Here is a 20,718-nt window from a genome sequence, read left to right as displayed (position 1 = left end):
GCCCTGAACCCTAAGCTTTCCGTTGCACGATCAAATCCGCCAGCTCGCGCAGGCGGCGTGCCTTGTCCCCGAAGATCGCAAGCGCCCGGTGGGCGTCATTGCGTAATTTTTCTGCCAAAGCCTGCGATTCCGGCAAACCCAGGATCGAGACGTAGGTCGGCTTGTTGTCGGCGGCGTCCTTGCCTGCCGTTTTGCCGAGCGTGGCGGAATCGGCAGTGGCGTCGAGGATATCGTCTACCACCTGGAACGCCAGCCCGATCGCCGTGCCGTAGGCTTCCAGCGCATCGATTTCGTCCTTTGCCAGCGCTTTGCCACCCCAGGCGCCCAGCAATACCGCAGCGCGCAGCAAGGCGCCGGTCTTCAGCTTGTGCATCTGTTCCAGCTCATCCAGCGACAGGCTGAGGCCGACGCTGGCGAGGTCGATAGCCTGGCCGCCGCACATGCCGAGCGAACCGGAAGCCTGCGCCAGCAGGCGCAACATGACGATCTGCCGCGCCGCATCGAAGCCGGCGGTATCGGTCTCGGCCAGCACCACGAACGCCTGTGCCTGCAAAGCATCGCCGACCAGCAAGGCGGTGGCTTCATCGTATTGCACATGCACGGTCGGTTTGCCGCGGCGCAAGGCGTCATCGTCCATGCAAGGCATGTCGTCATGCACCAGCGAATAGGCGTGGATCATTTCAACCGCGGCCGCCGCTCGCTGCACCACCGTTGCCGACGCGGAAAATAATTCCCCAGCGGCAAATGCCAGCAAAGGCCGCACGCGCTTGCCGCCGTCCAGCACCGCATAACGCATGGCTTGATGCAGCCTGGCGGGCGCAGTATTCTCTGATGGCAACAACTCACCGAGCACCGCCTCCATCTCGGACTGCACCTGGCGCATCCATTCGCCAAACGATTGTTCTGCCGCCGGCGTTACATTGGCTAACTGAGGGGCTAACTGAGCGGCTGCCGTCATTCGTCGGCTCCACTGTGATCGTTCAATGCTTCGCCGACGAAAGGCTTGAGCATGTCGCCTTCCAGCACCTTGACCTGGCTGTCGACTTTTTCTAGCTGCGCGGCGCAAAACTTGACCAGCTCGGATCCGCGCTTATAGGCGGCAACCGATGCTTCCAGCGGCAATTCGCCGGCTTCCATCTGGGCTACCAGTTGCTCCAGTTCAGCCATGGCTTGTTCGAACGAGGCCGGGCTGCTGGCGGAAATCGGATTTTTTGGCATAGTAGGTGTAAATAGATTAGACCGCTATTTTAGAGCAAACCTCTATAAGCCGTTGAATTTAGACACAAGATTTGGGTACCCGGCTCGATAAAATGCCTGAAACGACGCCAAATCCGGGTTTTTTGTGGGATAATCCTCGGTTCTGTCCAAAATTTCCGTTTCATATTATTTGAACACAGGTTTTTGCGGATTCTTTCTCTCTTAGGTTGATACAACACATTTGGGGGTGGAGGGATGTCCGATCTGGCTTCTATTACCAATCTCGCGCGCTCCGATGCGCAACTTCCGGTCAACGTCTACTTTGACGAAGCGCTGTTAAAGCGCGAAATCCAGCAACTCTTTCAGAATGGTCCGCGCTACGTCGGCCATGAGCTGATGGTGCCTAACGTCGGCGATTACGCCACGCTGGCCTCTGAAAACGAGGGTCGCATGCTGGTGCGCAATCCGCAGGGAATCGAGCTGATTTCCAACGTTTGCCGCCATCGCCAGGCCAAGATGTTCGATGGCCGCGGCAATGCCCGCAATATCGTCTGCCCGCTGCACCGCTGGACTTACGATCTCAAGGGTGAACTGATAGGCGCGCCGCATTTCGGCGAAACGCCTTGCATGAACCTGTCCAAGACGCCTCTGCAAAACTGGAACGGCCTGCTGTTCGAGCAGAACGCCTTCCACGTCGGCGAAAAACTGGCGCAGCTGGGCGTCGCCAAGGATCTCGATTTCAGCGGCTACCTGTTCGACCACGTCGAAGTGCACGAGTGCGACTACAACTGGAAAACCTTTATCGAGGTTTATCTGGAGGATTACCACGTCGAGCCCTTCCATCCCGGCCTCGGCAGCTTTGTCAGCTGCGACGACCTGGAATGGCAGTTTGGCAAGGATTACAGCGTGCAGACCGTGGGCGTCAACCATGGCCTGGCCAAATCCGGTTCACCGTCCTACAAGAAGTGGCAGGAACAGGTCCTCAAGTTCAACAACGGCCAGGCGCCCAAGTTCGGCGCGATCTGGCTGACGCTGTATCCGAACATCATGGTGGAATGGTATCCGCACGTGCTGGTGGTGTCGACGCTGTGGCCGCGCGGCCCGCAGAAGACCACCAATGTGGTCGAGTTCTACTATCCGGAAGAGATCGCCCTGTTTGAGCGCGAGATGGTCGAAGCGGAACGCGCCGCCTACATGGAAACCTGCGTCGAGGACGATGAAATCGCCCTGCGCATGGACGCCGGCCGGCGCATCCTGATGGAGCGTGGCGTCAGCGAAGTCGGACCTTACCAGTCGCCGATGGAAGACGGCATGCAGCATTTCCACGAGTGGTACCGCAGCCAGGACGGCCTGCTCTAACCCAAACATCGCCAGAGCCACAGGCCGGAGCCGGTTCGCTGCACGCAGCGGATCAACTCCGGCCTTTATTTTTTTGCAGCACGCGTAACAACGCCGGAATCGGTCAAAATGACAGCAACCTGGCCTCTTGTTAGAATTTTCCCATGCAATCACTCTGGATGCTCTTCGCCAGCCTCATGTTTTCTCTCATGGGGGTCTGCGTCAAGCTTGCTTCCGAACACTATTCAATCTCTGAAATCCTGTTCAGCCGCGGCCTGATCGGCATGCTGTTCATCGTCGCCCTGATCGTCCTCAAGGGCGGCACCCTGAAAACACCCTTGCCTCGCGAACACATGCGGCGCGGCCTGATCGGCGTGATTTCCCTGGCCATGTGGTTCTATTCGTTCAGCCTGCTGCCGGTCGCCACCGCCACCACTCTCAACTACACCTCGTCGATATGGCTGGCGGCGATCCTGTTCGGCGCCGCATGGTGGCGCAGCAACGCCCGCTTCGAATGGGGTATGGCGGCCACCATCCTGCTCAGCTTCGCCGGCGTCATGCTGCTGTTACGGCCTTCGTTCGCCCCGGAACAAACCGCAGCGGCCCTGATTGCGCTCTGCTCGGGCCTGATTTCCGCCATCGCCTACCTGCAGGTGCGGCGCCTGGGACAACTGGGCGAGCCGGAATACCGCGTGGTGTTCTATTTCTCCGCCATCAGCGCCGTCACCGGCCTGGCCGGCTGCCTGGGCTTGCCGAGCGGCGGCATTCCCTTCATGCACGCGCACAACCTGACCGGCTTCAGCCTGCTGATCGCGCTCAGCATTTCGGCTACGATCGGCCAGATCGCGATGACTCGCGCTTATCGCCTTGGCAATCCTTTGCTGACCGCCAACCTCCAATACACCGGCATCGTCTTTTCCAGCATCCTCGGCATCCTGATCTGGCAAGACCAGCTGGGCTGGCGCGGCTGGCTCGGGACCAGCGTGATCCTTATCGGCGGTTTGCTGGCAACGTTTTATAATCAAAGAAAGGCGCGTCCGTTGACGACACTGCCTGATACCGTTTCCGGCAGGCTGTAGTGGTCTAATTTGCCCGGACACCTCGATAGGTGGACAATCCACTATCCGAGGAGATTTGCATGACAAGGCAACGCCGCAATTTCGATCTCAGCTTCAAGCTTGAGGTCGTCAAAATGATCAAAGAACAGGGACTCAGTGTTCAACACGTATGCGAGAGCATGAGCATTGGCCCGACCGCCGTGCGTCGCTGGATAGAGCAGTACGATGCCGAGCAATCCGGCCAGGCAGGCATTGGCAAACCGCTGACACCCGAGCAACAACGAATCAGGCAGTTGGAGCAGGAGAACCGCCAACTGCGAGGCGATGTAGAAATCTTAAAAAAGGCCTCGGCCTTCTTTGCCCGCGAGCTGAAATGAGTTTTCGACTGATCGACGAGCTGCAAACGAAGGCCATCCCTGTCGCACAGAGCTGTCGTGTGCTGGGCGTTAGCCGTTCCGGTTTTTACGAAGCGAAGCGCCGCGCTACCGCGCCGGTTGTTTGCAAAGCGAGTGTCCATGTACGAGCTGCTTTCGTGGCAAGTCACCAGAGCTATGGCAGCCGCCGTATGGTGACGGAGCTGTCAAACCGCGGCATCACGGCCGGGCGTTTCAAGGTTCGTCGGTTGATGCGCCAGGCGGGCTTAAAGCCAGTCTGGAAGCGCAAGTTCATTCACACTACCGACAGCAAGCATGATCTGCCGATCGCAGCCAACGTGCTGGGCCGCCAGTTCAATCCGGTAGTGCCAAACAAGGCCTACGTCTCCGACATCACCTACGTGCGGACTGGCGCCGGCTGGCTGTACCTGGCGGTGGTGATCGACCTGTTCTCGCGCAAGGTGGTTGGCTGGGCTATGGCACCGAGCATGCCGGCCAAGCTGGTCTGTGACGCCTTGCACATGGCGCTTCAACAGCGGCGGCCAGACAAAGGATTGGTCGTCCACTCAGACCGTGGCCGCCAATATGCAAGTGCCCAGTACCAAGCAATGCTAGCCAGTCACGGCTTCACCTGCAGCATGAGCCGCAAAGGCAACTGCTGGGACAATGCAGTTGCCGAACGCTTCTTCCTGAATCTCAAAATGGAACGGGTGTGGCAGCGCCAATATGCCAACCACGCGGAGGCCAAGATCGATATCGCCGCTTACATCGTCGGCTTCTACAACAACGAACGTCTACATTCAGTTCTGGGCAATCTGCCGCCCTCCGTCTACGAACGGAACATGGCAGCAAAAAAACCTATCGTCGTGTCCGAATTTACTTGACCACTACAGGCGCAGCACCTGATCAACACTCTCACAGAAGGAATGCCATGTCTCAAGCACATCCCTACACCACGCTGATTTCCGCCGCGAACCTGCTGCTGAATGCGCAAAACCCGGGCTGGGTCATCATTGACTGCCGCCATGACTTGATGGATCCGGCGGCGGGAAGAACAGCTTACGACGCCGGCCATATTGCCGGGGCACGCTTCGCCAACCTGGATCATGATTTGTCAGGCGCCAAGCAAGCCGCCGACGGCAGCTTCAAAGGCCGTCATCCGCTACCGGAACAGGACGCCTTGATCGCGACGCTGCGCCGCTGGGGCATCAGCGACGACACCCAGGTAGTCGCCTATGACGGCCAGGGCGGCATGTACGCCGCCCGCCTGTGGTGGCTGTTGCGCTCCATCGGTCACGCTTCGGTGGCGGTGCTGGATGGCGGCCTGGCAGCCTGGCAGGCGGCCGGACAAGGATTGACGACGGCGGAACCGACGCCGGCGCCGGGCAGCATCAGCGTCAAGCCGGCGCTCACCACCAGCGTCAATGCGCACGACGTCCTGAGCAACCTCACCAACTTGCGCCGCACCATCGTCGACGCCCGCGCGCCGGACCGCTTCCGCGGCGAAAACGAAACCATCGACCCGGTCGGCGGCCATATTCCCGGCGCCAAGAACCGTTTCTTCAAGGACAATCTGCAAGCCGACGGCCGCTTCAAGCCGGGCCATCAGCTGCATGAGGAATTCGGCGCCCTGATCAGCGAACCGCAGACCGCCGTCATGCAGTGCGGCTCCGGCGTGACTGCCTGCCATAACCTGCTGGCGCTGGAAATCGCCGGCCTGCATGGCGCCGCACTGTATCCGGGATCGTGGAGCGAATGGTGCGCCGACGCCTCGCGGCCGGTAGCCAAGGGCGCATAAATGTGGGATCCGTAGGGTGGGCAAGCTTTTTTGCCCACGCGGTGTCGGGATAAACGAAATTAAGCGAGAGTGATGGTGGGCACGGGTGCCCACCCTACGGCTTAATGTTGATGGGCGTGACGGGTCAGGAACAGCACAATGGCGACGCCGGCGCCGATCAGCAGGATCTGCGGGATGGTTTCGCGCAAGGTGGCGCGGCGCTGCATCTGCGGCATCAGGTCGCTGACGGCGATATAGATGAATCCCGACGAGGCGAACACCAGCACGTAAGGAATCCATTCCATGCCGCGCTCCAGCGTAAAGTAGCCGAGCAAGCCGCCCAGCACCGCCATCAGGCTGCAGATCAGGTTGTAGACATAAGCGCGGGTGCGCGAAAAACCGGCGTTGAGCAGCACGATGAAATCGCCGATTTCCTGTGGGATCTCGTGCACGATGATGGCCAGGCCGGTGATCAGCCCGAGGTGCGGATCGGCCAGGAAGGCCGCCGCAATCAGGATGCCGTCGGTGAAATTGTGCAGGCCGTCGCCGACCAGGATCATCCAGCCGGCTTTGCCCGCCTCTTTCTTGTCATGGCCGTGATGATGGCCGTGGCCGTCATCCTCGTGATGATGGGAGTGACGCAGGATGGCAAATTTTTCCAGGACGAAAAAGGCCAGCAGCCCACCCAGCAGGATCGCGAACAGCGTGTGGCTGTCTGCCTTGGATTCAAAGGCTTCCGGCAGCGCATGCAGCAGCGAAGTGGCGAGCATGATGCCGACCGACAGGCTGACCATGCGCTCGACCATCTTGGACAGCAGCGCGAAGGAAAAGATGGCAGCGGCGGTAATGCTGAAAAGGCCGGCGATAGTGGTCGCCAGCAGAATTGAAACGAGTGTGGAATTAATTTTTGGCCCCAGCTAACAAACTTCAAATGCAACAATGTTGCAAATTAAAACACAGCTGCTTCATTTCGGCAAATTTAACTGTTATTTAGCCCGCCGGGGTGACAGGAGTTTTGTATCCGGACAGCCGCATCCGGATACAAACGGCAAAGATGCGTGGCCCCGCTCAGCTCACGCCATGTTCCTTGAACCAGGCCAGGGTGCGCTTCCAGCCGTCCTTGGCATCTGCTTCTACATAGCTGGGACGATAATCGGCGTTGAACGCGTGGCCGGAATTCGGGAAGACCACGATTTCCGACTTGCTGCTGCCCTTGGCCAGCGCCGCTTTCATCAGCGCCACGTGTTCCTGTGTGATGCCCTGGTCCTTGCCGCCGTACAAACCCAGCACCGGCACTTTCAGGGTCACGGCGATGTCCACCGGATGCTTCGGCTGCAGTATGTTCTTTTCGCCCACCAGACCGCCGTACCAGGCGGCGCCGGCCTTTACCTTGGGATTATGGGCGGCATACAGCCAGGTAATGCGGCCGCCCCAGCAAAAGCCGGTGATCGCCAGCTTGTCGATATTGCCATTATTTTCCTTGGCCCAGGCAACGCAAGCATCGACATCGCCCAGCACCTGGTCGTCCGGCACCTTGGAAATGACGTTCTTGTACAGCTCAGGAATGGTGGCGAAGGCAGCCGGGTCGCCTTGGCGCTTGAACAGGTCAGGTGCGATCGCCAGGTAGCCCAGCTTGGCGAAGCGGCGCGCGATGTCGGCGATATGCTCGTGCACGCCGAAAATTTCCGAGATCACCAGCACCACCGGCAGATTGGTCTTGCCTTCAGGCTGGGCGCGATAGATCGGCACGCTCAGGCCGTTGATCTGGATTTCCAGGGCGCCGGCGGTGAGGCCGACGGTATCGGTCTTGATCATGGTCTGCGCGCATACCGGCAGCACAGCGGCAGCGAAACCGGTGCCCAGTGTAGTTTTCAAAAAAGTACGACGATCAACATTGTCGGACAAACTGGTCTTTGCGACCAGGCTATCGAAGTCTTCTTTCAAATTCGCCATCAAGATTCTCCTTTATCGTTAACCATCTGCCATCGCGCATCAGATCATCAGATTATCAGTGCGCCTCGTCCCAATTCTTGCCCACTCCGACTTCGGCAATCAGCGGTACTTTTAGTTCAGCCACGCCAGCCATCAGCTGCGGCAGTTTTTCCCGCACCAGCGCCAGTTCCTCCTGCGGCACTTCGAGCACCAGTTCATCGTGCACCTGCATCACCATCTTGGATTTTAACTGTTCTGTTTCAATCCAGTTTTGCACCGCGATCATCGACAGCTTGATCAGGTCGGCGGCCGTGCCTTGCATAGGCGCGTTGATCGCCGCCCGCTCGGCGCCCTGGCGGCGCTGGCCGTTGGGCGAATTGATTTCCGGCAGCCACAGGCGACGTCCGAACACGGTCTCGACATAGCCTTGCGACTTGGCCTGCACCCGGGTCATATCCATGAACTGCTTGACGCCGGCGAAGCGCATGAAATATTTTTCGATATACATTTGCGCCGCGGCGCGCTCGATGCCGAGGTTGCCTGCCAGGCCGAATGCGCTCATGCCGTAGATCAGGCCGAAGTTGATGACCTTGGCGTAGCGGCGCTGTTCGCTGCTGACCTCCGCCGCGGTGGTGCCGAAGATCTCGGCGGCAGTGGCGCGGTGAATATCGATGCCTTCGGCAAATGCACGCAGCATGTTTTCATCACCCGAGATGTGCGCCATGATGCGTAATTCGATTTGCGAATAGTCGGCCGAGACGATCACGCTGCCGGCCGGCGCCACGAACGCTTCGCGGATGCGGCGGCCTTCAGCGGTGCGGATCGGGATGTTCTGCAGGTTCGGATCGTTCGACGCCAGGCGGCCGGTGACCGCCACTGCCTGCGCATAGTTGGTGTGCACGCGGCCGGTATCCGCATTGACCATTTTCGGCAGCTTGTCGGTGTAAGTCGATTTCAGCTTGGACAGGCTGCGGTAGTCGAGCAGCACCTTCGGCAGCGGATAGTCTTCCGCCAGTTTCTGCAGCACTTCTTCGTCGGTAGACGGCGAGCCGGACGGCGTCTTTTTGACCACCGGCAGCTTGAGTTTTTCAAACAGGATCTCGCCCAGTTGTTTCGGAGAACTCAGGTTGAACGGCTGGCCGGCCAGGTCATAAGCTTGCTGCTCGATCTCCAGCATGCGCTTGCCCAGCTCGTTGGATTGCGTCGCCAGCAGGCTGGCGTCGATCAGCACGCCGTTGCGTTCGATCTTTTGCAGCACCACCGAAGTCGGCACTTCGATTTTTTCGTAGATGAAGCGCAGCTTGGCATCGTCGGCGATATGCGGCCACATGGTCAGGTGCAGCTGCAAGGTGATATCGGCATCTTCCGCCGCATATTCGGTGGCGCGGCCGATCTCGACTTCATCGAAGCCGATCTGTGATGCGCCCTTGCCGCATACTTCCTGGAAGGTGATGGTCTGGTGGTTCAGATGGCGCAGCGCCAGGCTGTCCATGTCGTGGCTGCGGTGCGACTCGAACACATACGATTCCAGCAAGGTGTCGTGGACAATGCCCCGCAGGTTCACGCCCTGATTGGCGAAAATATGGCTGTCGTATTTGAGGTTCTGGCCGACCTTCGGCTTGCTGTCGTCTTCCAGCCACGGCTTCATCTTTTGCAGCACCAGTTCGCGCGACAGCTGCAGCGGCGCATCCTGGTAGCGATGGGCGACAGGAATGTAAGCGGCAGTGCCGACTTCGCAGCACAGCGAGATGCCTACCAGCTGTGCGGTCATCGGCTCCAGCGAGGTGGTTTCAGTATCGACCGCGGTCAAGGTTGCCTTGTCGATGCGCTGCAGCCAGGCGTCCAGCTGAGCTTCAGTCAGCACGGTTTCATAGTGCCGCTCGACGGTATCGAACAGGCTGCTCTGCGCCTGGGCGTCAGCCGCAGCGCCAGCAACGGCTGCTGCCGGTACGGGCGCGCCGCCGGCGGGCGCGGAAGCGGCCGCCGCGGCAGGCGCGCTCAATTCGCGCAGCCAGGTCTTGAAGTTATAGCGCGTAAACAATTCGATCAGGGTGTCCTTGTCCTGCTCCGGCGCAATCAGCGATTCCGGGATCGACACCATGTGCGCGCTGAGGTCGCAATCGGTCTTCACCGTCACCAGTTCCTTGGCCTTCGGCAGCCAGTCCAGCACCTGCCGCAAATTCTCGCCGACCGCGCCGCCGATGCTGGCGGCGTTGGCGATCACGTTGTCAACGGTGTCGTACTGCGCCAGCCACTTGACCGCGGTTTTCGGGCCGACCTTGGAGACGCCGGGGATGTTGTCGACGGTATCGCCGATCAGTGTCAGGTAGTCGACGATGCGCTCCGGCGGCACGCCGAATTTGGCGATCACGCCGGCGCGGTCAAGCGTCTCGTTGTTCATGGTGTTGATCAGCGTGACGTCGTCATTGACCAGCTGCGCCAGGTCTTTGTCGCCGGTCGAGACCACCGCCTGCATGCCGTGCTGTACTGCTTGCACGGTCAAGGTGCCGATCACATCGTCGGCTTCCACGCCCTCCACCATCAGGATCGGCCAGCCCATCGCGCGCACGGCGGCGTGAATAGGCGTAATCTGTTTAACCAGGTCCTCCGGCATGGAGGCGCGGGTGGCCTTGTAGTCGGCGTACATGTCGTCGCGAAAAGTTTTACCTTTTGCATCGAACACACAGGCAAGGTAAGCTGCGGGGTAATCAATGCGTAAACGACGCAGCATATTGATGATGCCGTACAGGGCGCCGGTCGGCTCATTGGCGGCGTTGCGCATATCGGGCAGGGCATGGAAGGCGCGATAGAGATAACTCGAACCATCAACTAACAGCAGGGTTTTTTGCATATGGAATTGAACGGAAAAAATGTGCCGCGTTTGCGGCAAGTGACGGATATCGAACGCGCAACATCGAAAAAGGCGCGCGAATCGTGGCATATGTTCACGATTATGGCAGAATTTATCGAGTCGACCGAACGCCTTTCCGAGTTGCATCCAGCGGTATCGATCTTCGGCTCGGCGCGGATCAAGGAAGACAATCCGTATTATCCCCTTTGCAGGGACATTGCACGGCGCTTTTCCGACGAAGGTTTTGCCGTGATTTCCGGCGGCGGCCCGGGCTTGATGGAAGCTGCCAACAAGGGCGCTTTTGAAGGCAAGTCGCCTTCGGTCGGCCTGAACATCGAATTGCCGCATGAACAAAGCGGTAACAAATGGCAGGACATTTCCCTCAGCTTCCGCCACTTTTTCGCCCGCAAGGTAGCTTTCGTGCGCTATGCCGACGCTTACATCGTGTTGCCGGGCGGCTTCGGCACCATGGACGAGCTGACCGAAGTCCTGACCCTGATCCAGACCGGCAAATGCCGGCATATCCCGATCATCCTGGTCGGCAGCAGCTTCTGGAGCGGTCTGCTCGACTGGTTCCGTACCCAGCTGGTAGGCGACGGCATGATTGCCGCCAAGGACATGGACCTGATTCAGGTGCTGGACGATCCGGCCGAGATCCTTGCCGCCGTGGTGAAATTCTACGAAGCCGGCGAAACCGTCATGGCCGAATCCGACCGCCATACTGGCGTTTTGCTTTAAACAGCGTGTTTGCCGGTCCCCTTATCGCCTATAGGGGCCGGCTGTTTGTTACAATGCAGGCATAGTCTTGTCTCACTCAAGGTAGCCAAATTCACATGAATAAATCCACAGTCTGGCCATTGCTGGCAATTTGCCTTGCCTCTCTTGCAACACCCCTGTTAGCGACCGCGCAGCAAGCGACGCCGCCTGCCAAGACCATTGCCCCACCGCCGCCAGAGCTGCAAAAGCTGGAAGAAGGCGAAGCGCCGGCAGTCACCATCCGTCAGCCGGGCGAAAACACCGGCAACATCACGCAGACACGCCAACAGGGCCGGGTTGACCAGGTCAAGGTCGAAAGCGGCGGCAGTACCTATTATGTAAAAACGCCGTCGCAGGCCGGCACTTTGGGGCCGACCGATGCCCCGCCACGTGGCGCGCAGTGGCAGATCAAGGAGTTCGACCTGGGCCAGAAAGCCCGTAAGGCGGGTGAGGCCGTGCAATCCGACAGCGATGCAGGCTTGCCGCCGCCGGCGATTTCCGAGCCTAAGAACTAAGCTGGTCCCCTCCAAGTAGCCATGCGGCCAATGCGCGGATATTTCGGCGTATTTGCCGCATATTTATTCCGACGAACATTGTCTTTCCGCGGTTTTTCTCATGGCAGTATTTACTCCCGTCACGCTCGACGATCTCACCCAGTGGATCCCTCCCTTTTCCTTAGGCAAGGCGCTCGCCATCAGGGGCATTTCGTCTGGCATTGAAAACAGCAATTTTTTCATCGACACCGAGCGCGGCGAGTATGTGTTGACGGTATTTGAGAATCTCAGCTTTGAACAGTTGCCGTTTTACCTGGAGCTGATGCGCCATCTGGCGCGCCGCGGCGTGCTGGTGCCGGCGCCTGTCGCCAACCAGCAGGATCAGATCATCAATCCGCTGCACGGCAAGCCGGCGGCGATCGTCACCAAGCTGGAAGGCGATTGCCAGATGGCCCCTGCGCCTGTCCATTGCGCCGCGGTCGGCGCGATGCTGGCAAAAATGCATCTGGCGGCGCAAGACTTTCCAATCCGGCAACCGAATCTGCGCGGCTTGCCGTGGTGGCGTGAAACCACGCCAGTGGTGCTACCCTACCTGCCGCCGGACGGACAACAGCTGCTGCGCGATGAAATGGCGTTCCAGGAGGCGTTTGCCGCCTCGGAAACCTATCGCCAGCTGCCTAACGGCCCGGTGCATGCCGACCTGTTCCGCAACAACGTGATGTTCAACGGCGACCAACTAAGCGGATTTTTCGATTTCTACTTTGCCGGCTGCGACACCTGGCTGTTCGACCTGGCCGTCACCGTCAACGACTGGTGCATCGACCTGTCGACCGGCCAGCTTGACATTGCCAGAGTACGCGCCATGCTGGATGCATACCATGGCGTAAGGCCCTTCAACGCGGCGGAACAAGCTGCCTGGCAGCCGATGCTGCGCGCCGGCGCCCTGCGCTTCTGGCTGTCGCGGCTGTATGACTTTTATTTGCCGCGCGCCGCAGAAATGCTGACGCCGCACGATCCCGGCCATTTTGAACGGATCCTGCGGCAGCGCGTCGCCCACCCGGCACCAAACCTGTACTGATTAGATAAAGAACATAGATAAGCAATGGAAAAACTGCCTGCCAAAACCGGATGGATATGGATCAAGGAGGGGTTTGCGCTGTTCCGCAAGCAGCCGGCCGAGATCTCCACCTTATTCCTGGCGTATATGTTCCTGATGCTGGGACTGAACCTGCTGCAGATCCCGATACTGGGACAAATCTTGCCGGTGATCCTGGTGCCTGTATTCGCCATGGCTTTCATGCAGGCTTGCCTGAACATCGAGCAGGGCAAGCGCGTCTACCCTAACCTGCTGCTGACCGGCTTCCGCTCGCCGGCCCTGAAGAACCTGCTGTTGCTGGGCGTGCTTTACGTGATAGCGGCGATCGTCGCCATCGCCGCCTCCAGCCTGGTGGACGGCGGCCTGTTCTGGCTGACGGTGACTGGCCAGAGCACGCTCGACCCGAAGGAAATACAAGACTCCAACATCTCGCTGGCGATGATGTTTGCCGCGGTCGTCTACATCCCGGCGGCGATGGCGTTCTGGTATGCGGCGCCGCTGATCATGTGGCAAAAGATGGGCGTGCTGAAAGCGATTTTCTACAGCTTCTTCGCCGTCTCGCGCGAGCTAAAGGCATTCGCCGTCTATGGCCTGGCCTGGGCCGCCATCGGCGTGGTGCTGCCTGCTGTGGTGAGCGTCCTGATTGCGGCGATCGTCGGCAACCAGTCGGTGACCATCATGATCCTGCTGCCGCTGTCGATTGCCTTGACGGTCGTGATGTACTGCTCTTTCTATCCGACTTATACCCACATCTTCGGCAGGCCTGAGCAGGATCTGCCTCTGCCGGAACCGGCCGCCCCCAAAGAATAAGCAGCCGGTGTAGGGTGGGCAGGTTTTTCTGCCCACGCGCGACGCTAAATGCGCATAGGACCGTCGATCTCACGCGTGGGCACAGGTGCCCATCCTAGGCCACCTTCTCCAGCTTCGCCACGCTCAGGTCCAGCAGCTTCATGCCATGCTTGCCGAAATTGATGTGGGCGCGCGCATTGCCGCCGCTGCCTTCGATATTGACGATCACGCCTTCGCCAAATTTCAGGTGGGCGACATTCTCACCGATGCGCCAGCCGATATCGCGCCGGCCGAAGTTCTTCGAGATATTGTTGGCGGCTTTCTCGGGCGCTTCGTCCCAGGCTGATTTGGTATTGGCGAACCAGCTATGCTGCTGCACCTTCGGCGACAACCACTTCAAGGCATCTTCCGGCAGCTCGTCGAAGAAGCGCGAACGCATGTTGTAGCGGGTCTGGCCATGCAGCATGCGAGTCTGCGAAAAGCTCATGTACAGGCGCTTCTTGGCGCGCGTGATGGCGACATACATCAGGCGCCGCTCTTCTTCGACACCGGCGTCTTCCTTCTGCGAATTTTCGTGCGGGAACAAACCCTCTTCCAGGCCGGTGATGAACACCGCATCGAACTCCAGGCCCTTGGCCGAGTGCACCGTCATCAGCTGCAAGGCTTCCTCGCCAGCCTGGGCCTGGTTGTTGCCGGCCTCCAGCGACGCGTGCGAAAGAAATGCCGACAAGGGTGACATCACCGCCGACAACGGCGCGTCGGCGTCGAATACCTCGATGCCGTCGGCAGTCGTGATGGCGGCGCCCGACACGGCTTGCGCCTTGGGGCCGAGCAAGGCCGGCGCATCGATGCCGAATCCTTCTTCCGAGACAAACAGGGTTGCAGCATTCACCAGCTGCTCCAGATTCTCGATGCGGTCGGCGCCTTCTTTTTCATTCTGGTAATGCTGCAGCAGGCCGCTCAGGTCGAGCACCACCTGCACCATTTCCGGCAGCGGCAGGTGCTGGGTTTCAAAGCGTCCGCCTTCGATCAGCTTGAGGAAGGAACCAAGCGTGGCGCCGGCCTTGCCTGCCACATACGGTACCGCCGCGTACAGGGAAATGCCGTATTGCTTGGCGGCGTCCTGCAACTGTTCCAGCGAGCGCGCGCCGATACCGCGCGCCGGGAAATTCACCACGCGCAGGAAGGCGGAATCGTTATGCGGATTGTCCATCAGCTGCAGGTAGGCGATCGCGTGCTTGACTTCGGCCCGTTCGAAATAGCGCTGGCCGCCGTACACCCGGTAGGGGATGCCGGACGCCACCAAAGCATGTTCGATTACGCGCGACTGCGCATTCGAGCGGTACAGCACGGCGATTTCACTGCGGCTGCCGCCGTCGTTGATCAGGCTCTTGGTTTCTTCGACGATCCACTGCGCTTCCTGCAGGTCGCTGGTGGCTTCGTAGATGCGCACCGGCTCACCATGGCCGGCGTCGGTCCGCAGGTTCTTGCCGAGACGCTTGCTGTTGTTGGCGATCAGGGTGTTGGCGCTATCCAGGATGTGGCCGTGCGAGCGGTAGTTCTGCTCCAGCTTGATCAGGTTCTCGACCCGGAATTCATGTTCGAAGGCAGTCATGTTGCCGACATTGGCGCCGCGGAAAGCGTAGATGCTCTGGTCGTCGTCGCCCACCGCAAACACCGCGCCGCGCTGCCCGGCCATCAGCTTCAGCCATTTGTATTGCAAGTCGTTGGTATCCTGGAACTCGTCCACCAGGATGTGCTGGAAGCGCGACTGGTAATGTTCGCGCAGCGGCTGGTTACGGCTCAGCAGTTCATAGGTGCGCAGCAGCAGCTCGGCAAAATCGACCACGCCTTCGCGCTGGCATTGCTGGTCGTACAAGTCGTACAGCTCGACGAACTTGCGGTTGTAATCGTCATTGGCTTCGACTTCATTGGCGCGCAAACCCTGGTCCTTGGCGCCGTTGATGAAGTACATCAGGTTACGCGGCGGATATTTCTCATCGTCGACATTCATCGCCTTCAGCAGGCGCTTGATGGCCGACAACTGGTCTTGCGAATCGAGGATCTGGAAGGTCTGCGGCAAGGCAGCGTCGCGATAATGCGCGCGCAGCAAGCGGTTGCACAGGCCATGGAAAGTCCCTATCCACATGCCGCGCGTATTGATCGGCAACATCGCCGACAAGCGCGTCATCATTTCCTTCGAGGCTTTGTTGGTGAAGGTCACCGCCAGCACGCCGGAGGGCGACACCTGGCCGGTCTGGATCAGCCAGGCGATGCGGGTGGTCAGCACCCGCGTCTTGCCGGAACCGGCGCCGGCCAGGATGAGTGCGGACTGCGCAGGCAAGGTGACTGCCGCCAGTTGTTCTGGATTGAGGTTATGGAGAAGATTTTGCATCCCCACATTATAAGCTGCGGGGGCAGCTGCCTGAGGATCGCTCGCGATATCAGCGTAAACTTATGCCGCGGCGCCGGCGCCAGCAGCATTCGGGCCGGAAGGGTAAAATACTGCATTGCATCATCCGCTCTACCTCTGTACCCATCTCACCCCAACCAAGTCCCGTCATGTCAGAAGAAGTCCGTCTCGACCGCGCCAGCCCTCCGCTGTCCGAGAGCGCAGTAACGTTCCATATCGTTTCCACTGCATTTTTTACATTTATTTGCTACCTGGCAATAGGCATCCCGCTCGCCGTACTGCCCGGCTATGTCCACGTCGATCTCGGCTACAGCTCGGTGCTGGCGGGCCTGGCGATCAGCATGCAGTACCTGGCCACCCTGCTGAGCCGGCCGCTGGCTGGCCGCATGGCGGATTCGGTCGGGCCCAAGACCGCGGTCTTGCGCGGCTTGATCGGCTGCAGCATCAGCGGTGCATTCCTGCTGGTGGCAGCCTTCTTTACTCATGTGCCGGCGCTGAGCCTGGCGATCCTGCTGATTGGCCGTCTGGTGCTGGGTTGTGGCGAGAGCATGGTCGGCACCGGCGCCATTACCTGGGGCATAGGACGGGTGGGCGCAAAGCACACGGCCCGCATGATTTCCTGGAATGGTATCGCTACCTACGGCGCGCTGGCCATAGGCGCGCCGCTCGGCGTGGTGATTTCGCACACCTGGGGACTGGCGGCGGTAGGCGCCACGGTGACCATATTGTCAGTGATCGGCTTCCTGCTGGCGCGCCTGAAAGCGGCCACGGCCGTAGTGCGCGGCGAGCATCTGCCGTTCGGGCGCGTATTGCGCAAGGTGTTCCCGCATGGCATGGGCCTGGCCCTGGGCTCGATCGGCTTCGGCTCCATCGCCACCTTCATCACCTTGTTCTATGCCAGCCATCAATGGCCTAACGCAGCGTTTGCGCTGACCTTGTTCGGCAGCTTCTTCGTCGGCGCACGGCTGCTGTTCGCCCAGACCATTTCACGCTTCGGCGGTTTCCGGGTGTCGATTGTCTGCTTTTCCATCGAAGCGCTCGGGCTGTTACTGCTGTGGCAAGCCGGTTCGCCATTTTTTGCACTGTGCGGCGCAGCCCTGACCGGCTTCGGCTTCGCGCTGATATTTCCTGCGCTCGGCGTCGAAGCGGTGAATCTGGTGCCGGCCAATAACCGCGGCAGCGCACTCGGCGCCTACTCGGTCTTCCTGGACCTGGCGCTGGGCGTCACCGGCCCGCTGGCTGGCCTGATCGTCAGCCGCTTCGGCTATGCCGAGGTCTATCTGTTTGCCGCCACGGCATCGCTGGCGGCGGTGGCGCTGACCGTCAGCATGTACCGCCGCTCGCAGGCCGCCACGGCGGCGGCCGTTGTCGGCTGATACCGCACGCTCCAGGAAAAACCCGCGGTTTTCTTGGCCGGCGGCGAATTGACATAAAATCATGGTGCAAGTCTCTCATTCAACCGTCACCGTTAGAAGGAGCCGCACCATGGTAAAGAAGAACGTTGCAGTGATCGATATCGGCATCAGCGACAAGGATCGCAAGAAGATCACCGACGGCCTCAGCAAACTGCTGGCCGATACCTACACCCTTTACCTGAAGACCCATAACTTCCACTGGAACGTGACCGGGCCGATGTTCAATACATTGCACCTGATGTTCGAAACCCAGTACAACGAATTGTGGCTGGCGGTGGACCTGATCGCGGAACGCATACGCGCGCTCGGCTATCCGGCGCCGGCCACCTACAAGGCCTTCGCCAAGCTGACCTCGATTTCGGAAGAGGAAGGCGTACCGAATGCGACCGCCATGATTCAGCAGCTGGTGCAGGGACAGGAAGCGGTGACCCGCACTGCCCGTTCGATCTTCCCGGTGGTAGACGCGGCGGCCGATGAACCGACCGCGGATCTGCTGACGCAGCGCATGCAACTGCATGAAAAAAATGCCTGGATGCTGCGCAGCCTGCTGGAAACCTGAAGCGCCTGAGAATGCCTAGTGGTTATTGAACAAGGCCGCAAAACTGCGCGCCGCGGCCACAGGATCTTCGGCCAGATAAACACTGCTGATAGCTGCAACCATGTCGGCGCCGGCGGCGATCAGCGGCACGGCATTCTCTTGCGTCATACCGCCGATCACCACGTTCGGCAAGGCGATTTCAGCCTTCGAGCGGGTGATGATATCGACCGGCGTCGTCACCGGATATTTCTTCACGCGCGAGGGATAGAAGCCGCCGAAGGCGACGTAGCTGGCGCCGGCGCGCTGTGCCGCATGCGCCAGCGCCAGGTCACCGTAGCAGGAAGCGCCGACGATCTTGTCAGGGCCGACTTGCGCCCGCACTTCAGCCACGCTGGCGTCGGTGCCGCCGACGTGGATGCCGTCGGCATCCAGCGCCAGGCACAGCTCGACGTAATCATTGATGATGAACGGACGCTGGTAGCCCCGGCACAGCGCCAGCAAGGCTTCTGCCTGCTCTTGGCGCAACCCCGCATCGGCGGTCTTGTGGCGATACTGCAGCAATGCCGCGCCGCCTTGCAAGGCCTGCTCGCTGACTTCCAGTAATCTGGCGGTGTCATCCCAGTCTGGGGTGACGATGTATAAACCCTTCATGGCTTCATCCTTCTTAAGTGTTCAGAAAAGGCAGCGTACGGTTAGGTATGCGCTGGCCGGCGGCAATCGAATACGATGCCGCCAGGGTCTGCTGGCAATAGCTTTGCGCGGCGGAAGTCGCCGCTTCCATCTCCAGCCCTTGCGCCAGCAGCGCGGACAGCGCCGCAGCCAAGGTGCAGCCGCTGCCGTGGAATTCGCCCGGCAGGCGCGGCCAGCTCCAGCTGCGCGACTGGCTGCGGCTGATCCAGCGATTCAAGACCTGATCCAGTTCCGGACCATGGCCGCCTTTCAGCAATACGTTGTGGCAACCGCGTTCCAGCAGCAAGCGCGCCTGCTGTTCAGGATCGTTCGCGCTGCTGCACAGGCGGTCAGCCTCAAGCCGGTTCGGCGTGATGACCGTGGCCAGTTCAAACAAGGGCGCCACGGCGGCAATCGGGTCCTCGCTGGCCAGGCTGTCGCCATGGCCGTTCGCCAGCACCGGATCGAACACCACCGGCAAATCGGGCTGCCGTACGCGTAGCTGGCGGATGATTGCGGCGATTACCTCGGCATTGGCGCGATTGCCGACGATGCCCAGCTTGACCGCGGAAATAGCGATGCGGTCGACCAACGCCTGTGCCTGCTGCCGCACCAGTTCCGCCGCCACCGGATAAACCCCGAATACGCGCTCATTGTCTTGCACCGTCAGCACCGTGACGACCGACAGCGGATGCGCACCGAGTGCGGCGATGGCAGTGATGTCGGCCTGCATGCCAGCGCCGCCGCTCGGGTCCGAGCCGGAAAACACCAGCACGCAAGGTGGCGCCACGGCGCCGCTGCGCAAGTCTTGCTTCACACTCACTTGACTCTTCCCGCCATCGGTGAAGACGGCGAGGCGGCAAAGCGCTTCGGAATCCGACCGGCCAGGAAAGCTTCGCGCCCGGCTTCGATCGCCAGTCGCATCGCGCGCGCCATGCGGATCGGATCCTGGGCGCCGGCAATCGCCGTATTCATCAGCACGCCGTCGCAACCCAGCTCCATCGCAATCGCCGCATCGGAAGCCGTGCCGACGCCGGCATCGACCAGCACCGGTACCTTGGCCTGCTCGATGATCAGCGATAGATTCCAGGGATTCAGGATACCCATGCCGGAACCGATCAGCGACGCCAGCGGCATCACCGCGACGCAGCCGATCTCTTCCAGGATGCGTGCCTGGATCGGATCGTCGCTGCAATACACCATGACGTCGAAACCGTCCTTGACCAGGGCTTCCGCCGCTTTCAAGGTCTCCGGCATGTTGGGGAACAGGGTGCGCTCATCGCCCAGCACTTCCAGCTTGGCCAGCTTGTGGCCGTTCAGCAGTTCGCGTCCCAGCTGCAGTGTGTAGATCGCATCGGCGGCAGTGTAGCAGCCCGCCGTATTGGGCAATATGGTGTAGCGCGATGGCGGCACCACATCCAGCAGATTCGGCGCCTTGGGATCCTGCCCGATATTGACGCGGCGGATCGCCACCGTGATGATTTCCGCGCCACTGGCTTCGGTCGCGGCGCGTGTCTGTTCCAGGTCGCGATACTTGCCGCTGCCGACCAGCAGCCGCGAGCTGTAAGTCTTGCCGGCGATGGTCAGGCCGGTGTCTGTTGTTCCCGTTTCGGGAGTTGAATTCAGATTCATGACAAATCCTTTAAAAGATTTTCTACGATTTCCGGCGCGCATCCGATTGACTTTGTGCCGCCTCCAGAAACCGTAGCCTCAGCTACGCTGACAGGCCAAGGTCTGGGTGAGAAGCGCAGCCGTACGAACGTACGGTGAGCATCGCCGCCCAGAGATTGAGTCGCGCAGTAGGTTTATGGAGGTGGCTTACCCACCGCCTATGGCGCGCACGACATCTACCTTGTCGGCCGGCTGTAAGATGCGCTGCGGCCACAGGCTGGCCGGCACGACTTGCCGGTTAACCGCCACCGCCACCGCCTTGCCGGCCAGCTCCAGCGCCACGATCAGCTGCTGCAGGCTCTCGCCTTCAGCCAGCGGATGCGGCGCACCGTTGAGTACGATTTCCATCA

20 protein-coding genes are annotated in these 20,718 nt (G+C 60.2%); 10 read left to right on the top strand and 10 right to left on the bottom strand.

Annotated features, from left to right (window positions below):
- Positions 1-10 precede the first annotated feature (10 nt).
- Together CPter91_RS04000 and CPter91_RS03995 are read right to left on the bottom strand one after the other, a co-directional pair.
- Complete coding sequence (locus CPter91_RS04000; protein ID WP_061937213.1) at positions 11-883, bottom strand: polyprenyl synthetase family protein; 873 nt, start codon at positions 881-883, stop codon at positions 11-13.
- 71 nt (positions 884-954) lie between these two features.
- Entirely contained in the window at positions 955-1,218 is a 264-nt protein-coding gene (locus CPter91_RS03995) for an exodeoxyribonuclease VII small subunit (protein WP_061937211.1), read from the bottom strand.
- A gap of 234 nt (positions 1,219-1,452) precedes the next feature.
- Between CPter91_RS03995 and CPter91_RS03990 the strand changes: the two genes are divergently transcribed.
- From CPter91_RS03990 to CPter91_RS03970, 4 genes are all read left to right on the top strand, one after another.
- Positions 1,453-2,556, top strand: a complete 1,104-nt coding sequence (locus CPter91_RS03990; protein ID WP_061937208.1) for an aromatic ring-hydroxylating oxygenase subunit alpha — start codon at positions 1,453-1,455, stop codon at positions 2,554-2,556.
- A 143-nt stretch (positions 2,557-2,699) separates the two neighbouring features.
- Positions 2,700-3,614 carry a DMT family transporter gene (locus CPter91_RS03985; RefSeq protein ID WP_061937205.1) on the top strand — a complete coding sequence of 305 codons (915 nt, stop codon included), beginning with the start codon at positions 2,700-2,702 and terminating at the stop codon, positions 3,612-3,614.
- Between the two features lie 59 nt (positions 3,615-3,673).
- Positions 3,674-4,851, top strand: a protein-coding gene (locus CPter91_RS03975) for an IS3 family transposase (RefSeq protein ID WP_205631645.1) whose coding sequence is annotated in 2 segments (ribosomal slippage) — positions 3,674-3,941 and positions 3,941-4,851 — 1,179 coding nt in all. Because the reading frame shifts where the segments join, the coding sequence is not laid out codon by codon here.
- 47 nt (positions 4,852-4,898) lie between these two features.
- Positions 4,899-5,765, top strand: a complete 867-nt coding sequence (locus CPter91_RS03970; protein ID WP_061937202.1) for a sulfurtransferase — start codon at positions 4,899-4,901, stop codon at positions 5,763-5,765.
- 101 nt (positions 5,766-5,866) lie between these two features.
- Here CPter91_RS03970 and CPter91_RS03965 read toward each other — a convergent pair whose 3' ends face one another.
- From CPter91_RS03965 to polA, 3 genes are all read right to left on the bottom strand, one after another.
- Positions 5,867-6,661 carry a ZIP family metal transporter gene (locus CPter91_RS03965; RefSeq protein WP_335340122.1) on the bottom strand — a complete coding sequence of 265 codons (795 nt, stop codon included), beginning with the start codon at positions 6,659-6,661 and terminating at the stop codon, positions 5,867-5,869.
- A gap of 151 nt (positions 6,662-6,812) precedes the next feature.
- Positions 6,813-7,697 carry a dienelactone hydrolase family protein gene (locus CPter91_RS03960; RefSeq protein ID WP_061937196.1) on the bottom strand — a complete coding sequence of 295 codons (885 nt, stop codon included), beginning with the start codon at positions 7,695-7,697 and terminating at the stop codon, positions 6,813-6,815.
- A gap of 55 nt (positions 7,698-7,752) precedes the next feature.
- Entirely contained in the window at positions 7,753-10,527 is a 2,775-nt protein-coding gene (gene polA, locus CPter91_RS03955; RefSeq protein ID WP_061937193.1) for a DNA polymerase I, read from the bottom strand.
- Between polA and CPter91_RS03950 the strand changes: the two genes are divergently transcribed.
- From CPter91_RS03950 to CPter91_RS03935, 4 genes are all read left to right on the top strand, one after another.
- Positions 10,528-11,265, top strand: a complete 738-nt coding sequence (locus tag CPter91_RS03950) for an LOG family protein (RefSeq protein ID WP_061937190.1) — start codon at positions 10,528-10,530, stop codon at positions 11,263-11,265.
- A gap of 95 nt (positions 11,266-11,360) precedes the next feature.
- Positions 11,361-11,798 carry a hypothetical protein gene (locus tag CPter91_RS03945; protein WP_061937187.1) on the top strand — a complete coding sequence of 146 codons (438 nt, stop codon included), beginning with the start codon at positions 11,361-11,363 and terminating at the stop codon, positions 11,796-11,798.
- A 100-nt stretch (positions 11,799-11,898) separates the two neighbouring features.
- Positions 11,899-12,855: a homoserine kinase gene (locus CPter91_RS03940; protein WP_061937184.1), complete on the top strand. Its 957-nt coding sequence runs from the start codon at positions 11,899-11,901 to the stop codon at positions 12,853-12,855.
- Positions 12,856-12,879: 24 nt separating this feature from the next.
- Positions 12,880-13,683 (top strand): BPSS1780 family membrane protein, encoded by an 804-nt coding sequence (locus tag CPter91_RS03935; protein WP_061937182.1) that lies wholly within the window; start codon positions 12,880-12,882, stop codon positions 13,681-13,683.
- Between the two features lie 94 nt (positions 13,684-13,777).
- On the opposite strand, the gene CPter91_RS03930 is transcribed toward CPter91_RS03935, so the two are convergent.
- Entirely contained in the window at positions 13,778-16,057 is a 2,280-nt protein-coding gene (locus tag CPter91_RS03930) for a UvrD-helicase domain-containing protein (RefSeq protein ID WP_061937179.1), read from the bottom strand.
- A gap of 167 nt (positions 16,058-16,224) precedes the next feature.
- On the opposite strand from CPter91_RS03930, the gene CPter91_RS03925 reads away from it, so the two are divergent.
- The gene (locus CPter91_RS03925; RefSeq protein ID WP_061937176.1) at positions 16,225-17,451 is read left to right on the top strand and encodes an MFS transporter; all 1,227 of its coding nucleotides are present in this window, start codon (positions 16,225-16,227) and stop codon (positions 17,449-17,451) included.
- Between the two features lie 109 nt (positions 17,452-17,560).
- Positions 17,561-18,049 (top strand): Dps family protein, encoded by a 489-nt coding sequence (locus tag CPter91_RS03920; protein WP_061937173.1) that lies wholly within the window; start codon positions 17,561-17,563, stop codon positions 18,047-18,049.
- Between the two features lie 15 nt (positions 18,050-18,064).
- Here the strand turns inward: CPter91_RS03920 and thiE are convergent, their stop codons facing one another.
- The 4 genes from thiE to thiS all read right to left on the bottom strand — a co-directional run bounded on the left by thiE (position 18,065) and on the right by thiS (position 20,716).
- Positions 18,065-18,679, bottom strand: a complete 615-nt coding sequence (gene thiE, locus CPter91_RS03915; protein ID WP_061937170.1) for a thiamine phosphate synthase — start codon at positions 18,677-18,679, stop codon at positions 18,065-18,067.
- 13 nt (positions 18,680-18,692) lie between these two features.
- Positions 18,693-19,520, bottom strand: a complete 828-nt coding sequence (gene thiD, locus CPter91_RS03910) for a bifunctional hydroxymethylpyrimidine kinase/phosphomethylpyrimidine kinase (RefSeq protein WP_257722462.1) — start codon at positions 19,518-19,520, stop codon at positions 18,693-18,695.
- Complete coding sequence (locus CPter91_RS03905; RefSeq protein ID WP_061937167.1) at positions 19,517-20,329, bottom strand: thiazole synthase; 813 nt, start codon at positions 20,327-20,329, stop codon at positions 19,517-19,519. The genes thiD and CPter91_RS03905 overlap by 4 nt, the downstream gene beginning before the upstream one ends.
- 186 nt (positions 20,330-20,515) lie before the next feature.
- On the bottom strand, positions 20,516-20,716 hold the full coding sequence (gene thiS, locus CPter91_RS03900; RefSeq protein ID WP_061937163.1) for a sulfur carrier protein ThiS: 201 nt from the start codon (positions 20,714-20,716) through the stop codon (positions 20,516-20,518).
- Positions 20,717-20,718 lie beyond the last annotated feature (2 nt).

This window comes from Collimonas pratensis, from assembly GCF_001584185.1.
Taxonomy (GTDB): domain Bacteria; phylum Pseudomonadota; class Gammaproteobacteria; order Burkholderiales; family Burkholderiaceae_D; genus Collimonas; species Collimonas pratensis.
This window is presented reverse-complemented; position numbering and strand designations above follow the sequence as displayed.